Annotated in this window: 7 protein-coding genes and 1 pseudogene; all 8 read right to left on the reverse strand. The window is 46.3% G+C overall.

Features of this window, described 5'->3' with window-relative positions; genetic code table 11:
* Window positions 1-356, reverse strand: a 356-nt coding sequence (locus ACFIJS_RS08340; protein WP_375651114.1) for a phage virion morphogenesis protein, incomplete at its 3' end; no start/stop codon positions are given.
* 1 nt (window position 357) lies between these two features.
* Window positions 358-780 (reverse strand): gp436 family protein, encoded by a 423-nt coding sequence (locus ACFIJS_RS08345; RefSeq protein WP_375651115.1) that lies wholly within the window; start codon window positions 778-780, stop codon window positions 358-360.
* 15 nt (window positions 781-795) lie between these two features.
* Window positions 796-1,761, reverse strand: coding sequence for a capsid protein (locus tag ACFIJS_RS08350; protein WP_375651117.1), 966 nt, complete (start codon window positions 1,759-1,761; stop codon window positions 796-798).
* A gap of 12 nt (window positions 1,762-1,773) precedes the next feature.
* Complete coding sequence (locus ACFIJS_RS08355) at window positions 1,774-2,115, reverse strand: hypothetical protein (RefSeq protein WP_375624180.1); 342 nt, start codon at window positions 2,113-2,115, stop codon at window positions 1,774-1,776.
* Window positions 2,112-3,155, reverse strand: a complete 1,044-nt coding sequence (locus ACFIJS_RS08360; protein WP_375651118.1) for a phage protease — start codon at window positions 3,153-3,155, stop codon at window positions 2,112-2,114. Before ACFIJS_RS08360 ends, ACFIJS_RS08355 begins: the two co-directional genes overlap by 4 nt.
* 434 nt (window positions 3,156-3,589) lie before the next feature.
* Window positions 3,590-4,795, reverse strand: coding sequence for a phage minor head protein (locus tag ACFIJS_RS08365; RefSeq protein ID WP_375651119.1), 1,206 nt, complete (start codon window positions 4,793-4,795; stop codon window positions 3,590-3,592).
* Window positions 4,788-6,389 (reverse strand): DUF935 domain-containing protein, encoded by a 1,602-nt coding sequence (locus ACFIJS_RS08370; protein ID WP_375651121.1) that lies wholly within the window; start codon window positions 6,387-6,389, stop codon window positions 4,788-4,790. Before ACFIJS_RS08370 ends, ACFIJS_RS08365 begins: the two co-directional genes overlap by 8 nt.
* Before the next feature lie 12 nt (window positions 6,390-6,401).
* Window positions 6,402-7,250, reverse strand: a pseudogene (locus ACFIJS_RS08375) (hypothetical protein); the annotation flags it as partial.

Genomic DNA, 7,250 nt, shown 5'->3' on the forward strand with positions numbered 1-7,250 from the left:
AGAAAAAAGCGCAGTGTCTTGCCATTTTTCGGGCGAATAACCCCACCCAATTGATGAATCCGCGCATAAACCAACCCAGAGCCCACAATCACCTGTTCTGGTGAAGCTTTCATATCAATGGAGCGTGAAAGCGCCCCACTGGCATAAAGAATGGAGGTGCGGGCATGATTGTTTTTCCACTTCTCTCCTTGGGCAGACATTTTTTCACTTTGAATCCGCCGCCTTGTGCTTTCTTGGATAAGACGCCCAACCCCTTGTGCCAAAGTCCCCATCGAGCTATCAGCGCCCTTTTGCAAAAAGGATAAAGCCGCTTCAAGCCCTGTCTCTTTAATCTCAATATGGGTTGAAACAGACATGTTATCTTCCCATCAAACGCGGTTTGGCATGGAAAAAAGCCCCATCCTTAACGGGACCATCTTCACTCATAATTTTAGGCTCATCCACCCCCAAACCCGCTTTGCCTTCGGCAATGCGTTTCAGCAAATCAACCGCCTGTTTGTAACGATCTTCAATGGTCGTGGTCAGTGCCGTATGGCGTATGGCTAAATTATAAACAGCAATATTAACACAGATCATACCCAAAGCCGCCGGCTGTCCAGCAATGGGAACTGAGTAGCGATGAGACAAATGCACATCAATCTCACCACTTGCCTGTTCGAGCGCGCGGGCAATGGCTTGCTCTGAAAAAACTGGATCAGAATTCTCATCCATCCCGCATAAGTCATCCAAAAAGTCATCCCCCCAGAGCTCTTCAATCAATGTTTTGCTTGCATAAGCCATGTTTCAAAGTTTCCCTTAGACAACTTCTTGCAACAAAACGCCGGCATCTTTTGCAGCGACCAATTCACACACGCGTTCCCCCACACGCACCCGTTTACCACCTGACAAGCCGATATCTGGATCTTGGATCACTCCAGACAAACGCTCGCCCAACTGGGCGCTAAAGCCCCAACTGATCACCGAACCATCTGCCTGTTGTTTGGTAGGGTCAATATAAAGCAGTGCAATCTTATTGCCCCAAACACGTGCCAATTGTGCCGAACGCCCTTTGCGTGCCAAATTCACTTGCGATTCACCAATGAGTAAACGATCGGGGTGTATTTCCATCAGATCAGCAAATTGCGCCTTAGTGACAAAACCATCAGCAGTGCCACCCCCTTTAACGGCTTTAATGATTTTGGGATGACGTTTGAGTTTTGACCAAACAACTTTACCCATCACAATGGTGTTGGGCGTATAGACGAGACTTTTATCCATCGCCTCATCTAAAGTGGCATAAGGGTCAGATTTTTCATAATCACTGAATTTATTCTCACCTTTGAGAGTTATCACGCGCTCTGGTGCGTAATTTTCACTTCTTTGCACAAGGGCTGCAACACGCACTTCACGCCCCAATTCTAGCAAATTGGCAAGTCCCTCTACAGCTGTCTTTTCGGGGTTATAACGAGAGCGTCGCTCCGCCCGTGCGCGTGCCGCTGCTTCAATATCTGAATTGGGAATCAAATCATCAAGTCCGTAATCTTTGACACTGGCTTCCCGTTCAAAGGCAGAAAATTCCACCACATTCGGGCGTCCTTTTCGCCCAACCTCAAGTTCAGGCACGGTAAAATTTTCCGCTAAGGGAAATTCACTATATTTAAACACCTCACTTAAAACACAAACGCGTGGCAAAACTCTATCGCCAATAAGAGAACCTGCTGGATTGCGATAACCAATAGCAATAGCGGTGAGTGTTGGATCAATGGGAAAAGGTCTGTTCATTTTATGCCTCGATTAATTAATTTTAAAAGAAATAACATCACCAGCAGAACCATCACTCATGGCAATACCAATGGTGCGATCTGCTGCTTCTGCCCTTATGGCGTGCCCCTTTGGGTCAGAGGTCAAAAAATCACCAAAGGAAACATTGCCTCCACAAACCACTTCGCCCCAACCACATTGGCCAACATCAATCATCTCACCAGCCTTGGCTTCACAAGACCCAGCAGTCCCTAATAATTTATCACCCTTACCAGAAGCCGTTGCCACCATTCCCTCACCGCGGGCTGCAACAATGCAATAAGGTGAGATCACATCTCCAGCGCGAAAAGATTTAATTAAAATCATCGTACTCATGATTGGCGCTCCTTTTGCTCGCTAATATACTCAACCGCTTGGCTAATGGTGATGTCGAAGCCTTTTTTCTTCTGCTCTTCCTGATAATGACGTGCCGCAAGGGCAACCTCTTCTGGAGCAAGCTTTGGTTCTTGTGCTAAGGCACACACTTCTAGAGGGATTGTTGAGGCAAGCGCCGGCAACTTCTCGACCAAACTTTTAAAATGTTCCATCCCCCCTTCAAGGGCACAAAGCGCACGATATTCCTCGCGAGCAGCCGGCAAAATCTTGCCCTCTTCAATGGTCTTATCTAAAAGACTCTCAATGGCACTGTTTTTTTGCTCTTCTTGCAAAAGCGCTAAATCTTCTCGCGCTTTTGTTAATTGGGCATTTAATTCCACGCGTTCCTTTTCGCGCGCTTTAAGCGTTGCTAAAACCTCATCCGCTTTAGCATCTTCTGCCAGCGATAGTGCACTGGCAATGGCTGTCAAATCCATCATTTTCTCCGTCAAAGTTATAGGGAAAGGCTGTTCACGGCTTAAAGCCGTCATGACAAGAGCTGGACGATTGACCAGTCCCGCACCAGCTAAATTCAAAATTTCACCTTTCTTGGAATGGCGAAACTCCGGCGAAAGATAGCGATATTCTCGGGCAATAATTTTTTTGGTAGCCATATCGGTCCATTTAACACGCCCCCAAATCGCACCATCCCGCTCTGCTAATTCTTCAATCCAGCCACTGGCAGGTGCTTCTAAACCATTTCTCGCACGGTGATGTTGCCCATGCTCATAATCAATCACAAGCGGTCCTTTATTGGCTGCAAAGGCTTTTAAAATAGTTTGCGGGTTATAATGCCATTGTCGTCCATCACGTGCCTTCACATGGGGCGCTTTGGGCAACAACTCTACCCACTCAGGCGCTTGGCTAATGGTGGCGTCTTCACATGAAACGTCTTGGCATAAAACGTCTGGACAGAGATCTATTAACGCGGCATGAAATGTCCCATCATAAAATGTCTGGGCATCCCCATCTTTTTGATCTTCGTGAAATTCCTGTTCCATACATTGCCTATTGCTTTACAATTGTCATTGGCAATACAATGCATGAAACTTACTCCCACCATAAGTCTGACACTGTCAGTCAAAAGAGCATTTCTCAAAAAAGCACTCTTTTCCCTATTCTTCTCCTTGTGAGAGAAAACCCCGTGCCAAACCATCCCATAAAATCGTTTTCAAAGGCACTTCAAAGACGATAGAGCGCCGTTGTGAAGTGAGAGGTACAATTTATCGCCTTATACAAAAAAAGCCTCTCTCAAGCCGTTTTTTTTAAGATTGCTTTTTGGCTTAAAAACATTATATCATTGGAGGTAAGGCGTGAGCCAGTTTTGCCAGGACGGTTTTACCGGACCTGCGAGGAGTTGACCGCCCTCCACGCCTTCCCATTTTCCCTGCCCCTTTTCCGTTAAAATCACAGATCTTTCTTCCTGTTGTTTTCTTTATAACAACCTCTCGCCCTTTTTTTCAGCCGCATCCAATAAGCGTCCAATTTCTTTAAGATTCTTTTTATGCATCGAGGTCAGCCACCATTCTTGTTTGCTTGCTACCCATTTGACCACAAAGCGCCACCAGGACCCACCACTTTCACCAAAAAACATAATACCCTGCGTATTTTTGCGTCTGATAACGCCATGGGGGCGGATGAGTGTTTGAATGGCGCCCCGAAAATCATCCAAGTGAAGATCACGCGCTTGATGCTCTAACAAAATATGTTTCACACTGTCTGAAGATAAGCGAAGAAGAGAACTTTCCGTTGTAAAAGCATCACGCACCTTTTGTGGTATAGGTGCAATGGGTATAAACCCACGCGGCAAACGTCCTTCAAACATGGCTTCCAAAAGTGGTGAACCCACAATATCTTCAATGGCAATGCGTTTTCGATTGTCCCCCATCACAGAGACTTTATCACTCAAAAAACGGCTTAAATTTTGCGCCCGATGTTTCCCAGGATTAGAATGCCAACCAGGATCAATCCCCTTTGGTATCTTCTCAATTTTCCCCGTTCGCTTATTGTGCCAAACCTGCTTTTCAACAGGAAGTGGCTCTGCCCCCTCTTCATAGCCTAAATCTTCTGCTTCATAACGGCTTACCTGTCGCACACTGCATTTACACCGCCAACCATTGGGTGGATAAAGCCAATCCCAAACCGGATCATCAACGGGTGCGGTAAACCCCACCCAACTTTCATGTTCTAAACGCTTATGTTCTGAACTTGACAAAGCATAGGTGAGATAGGGCAAAAATTCTTTATTATTTTGTGTGCGCTCCCACTCGCCTGCTGCATGCGCACTCATGGTATTAGCCCAATAGACCGTTTCTAAACGCCGTGGGCTGCCCAATTGCACCACGCTCTTTTCACCAGTTTTGGGGTCAATGCTGGTCTTTTTACCCCACCAACCCTTTTCCTGTAAAATCGGCATCAAATTTTTTTGAAAATCTTGAAAAGGAACTTGATGTTTTATGGCTTCTCCAACCGCTCGCTTAAAATCATCCAAAATGTCATAGCCTACCGATTTTGCCACCGTAAAGGAAAAAGCATGCTCTTCTGGTGCCACATCACGCCAATCAAAGCTTGGAACAAGTGCCTTGGCTTCAAAATAACGGGTGACCTCTTTAGGAGCGGTTTTAAAAAGTTCCTCATCCATGATACCCAAGCCCACGTGCAATCATTTGTACCTTTGCCAAGCGCGCTGCTAATGCGTGATGATCCATTTTACCGAGCAATTCATCCAAGCCTTTTAGGATATCCTCATAACTTTTTGCTTCTCTCACAAGCTTTTTAAAAGGCTCTAAAAGGGGTTCTAAGTCCTCTTCCCAGTCACTTAAAGCTTCTTCAGAAAGTCGGTCCAATTCGTCGTGATATTTCCCACCCTGCTTTTTTCCACCCTTGCCCTCTCTTGTCACAGAAACATCAAAAGCACCCCCACAATCAGTACAAAGACCAGCCTTTTGTTTATCCTCACCATCTTCTTGTCCCCTCTCATCATCAGGCGCATTATAAGGAGCCTTTAAAACATCTTCTTCTTTTGTTGGTTGCGAAAAGCCGATCTTATTGCGCACTTCTTGCGCCCCAACACGCAATCCCAAGGGCACAAGTTTTTCCAGCGCATCACTAATCGCTTTAATATCTTCATTTTCAGAAATCGGCCAATAGACAAGGGGGGTGCGCTCTTGGCGCCCAAAATTAATCTCAACAAAAGGCGCAATCAAATCACGATTGGCCGTCAATGCCAATTGCCGTGCATCAGCTCTGGCAATATCATGGCGCACATTTTCATGAATGCGCGCTTGCGAAAAGGACGCACCATCATCCGTCGTCATTGTTTGCCCCAACACACCCTTTGAAATCTGCCGATCTAAATATTCCGCCTTGACACCAAAAACCGCATTGCCACTGCCTCCCGCTGCTTCAATAAACTCAATCTCCATCTCTTTGGGAATGATCGCTGCCGCATCACTGGATAAATCACGTACAGCTTGAATGAGAACCCGCCGTTCCTCATGAGAAGAGCTCGCACCATATTTCCCAACACGCAACGGCATGCCGTAAACTTCTAAGAAGGCCATCCAATCTTTCAGTGTATAAGACTTAAACAAAAAAGCCCAAGCCGCAAGTCTGGCAAGTCCCGTGCGGATAGGCAAACCGCTTTTCAGCTTTGGTCGATGAATGGAAAATTTATAAGCAGGCAATTCAATACCATAGTGAGACCCCTCTTCTTTTAAACGTAAATGAAAACCATCCCGTCGATCCAATTGAAAAAACCGCTGGTCACGCCATTTCCAAGCAACCGGCCACCATTCCTTGGCACTTTTGTCCCACAAGGTTTCAACAACCGCATAGCCTTTTCCCAAAGCATCTAACAAATCCGTCACATAATCATCAACAAAGGTAGGCGCACTAATCACTTCCCGCACCGCATCTGCTATCTTTTTGTCCTGTGCACTGTTGCTTGCGGCAATCACTCCAGGCTCCACCCCTGTGAGAGCATTTTTACGCATGCCAAGCACAGCACGATAATGCAAATCACGCTCTTCCATATCATCGGCAAGTTGGAAAAACTGCTCTGGATGACCCTCTGCTGCCTGTTGTAAAATATCAGCAAGTTGCGCAGGGGTGAGACCACTGACAATGGTTTGTGACCACACATCACGAACACCGCCAACGGTAGGGCTTGCGACTTCTCTCTCCAACCCTTTGATATTAAGCGCCCTGCCCCACTGATCTAAAAGTTTTACCATCTCATCATCCCATCAATAAATCTTTGATCGCATTGTTGAAAAAAAAGGCGTTGAAAAGAGCGAGCTTTCATCAAAACGATAAGCCTCTCTCACAGGTGTATAATCATAAATTTCAGGAGTTTGGCGGCTGGCAAAATAAGCCAAAGCGCAAGCAATCGCGCTATCACCATGACGCATAAAACCGTCACTGCCTTTAAAACGATGATTGTCTGGAATTTTCACAATGCCATTGACATAAGCAAGCGCTTGATGATCCGCAACAATGTCACTATCGCGCGGCAAAACAATGGACCCATCCCCAAAAGCTTCTAAATAAGCCGGCATTTCTTTGCCATACCAACTTTGCGACAATTGCACTTCCCTCACACAAGCCCCATAACGCTGCGCTGCTTTTTCCGCTAAATAAGCCCCATTGCCCCGTGCATCCAAAGCGCCCCCCAACAAACGCGGCAAGCCATTCACCACATAAAATAAAATCTCTCTTTGTTGATCAAACGGCGTATTGCGCAATTCCACCATAAACCGGACACGGCGCACCAGATCTTGTCCCACTTCCATCACCACAATGGAGGTCGCATCGCCCGATCTGGCAAAATCAACACCAAAAACATGTTGGCGCCGCCGGTCAAGCCCAATATGAAGAGGTTTTATATGTTTCTCACACCAAGCAAAAGCAGCTTGACTTCGTTGATCATCCGATTGATTTTTAAAATCATCCACACAAGCAAAACGCAACACCGCAATACCTGGTGCGCAACAATTTTCAATCTGTAAGCGTGTTAAAGCCGCTCCTTCTTGATCGGCTGGTATGGCATCTAATTCTTGGCGCATAGCAGCCAAACGCACCCCATAAGAGGCACG

It is taken from the genome of Bartonella sp. OT172YNZD, assembly GCF_042193725.1.
Classification (GTDB): Bacteria; Pseudomonadota; Alphaproteobacteria; order Rhizobiales; family Rhizobiaceae; genus Bartonella; species Bartonella grahamii_A.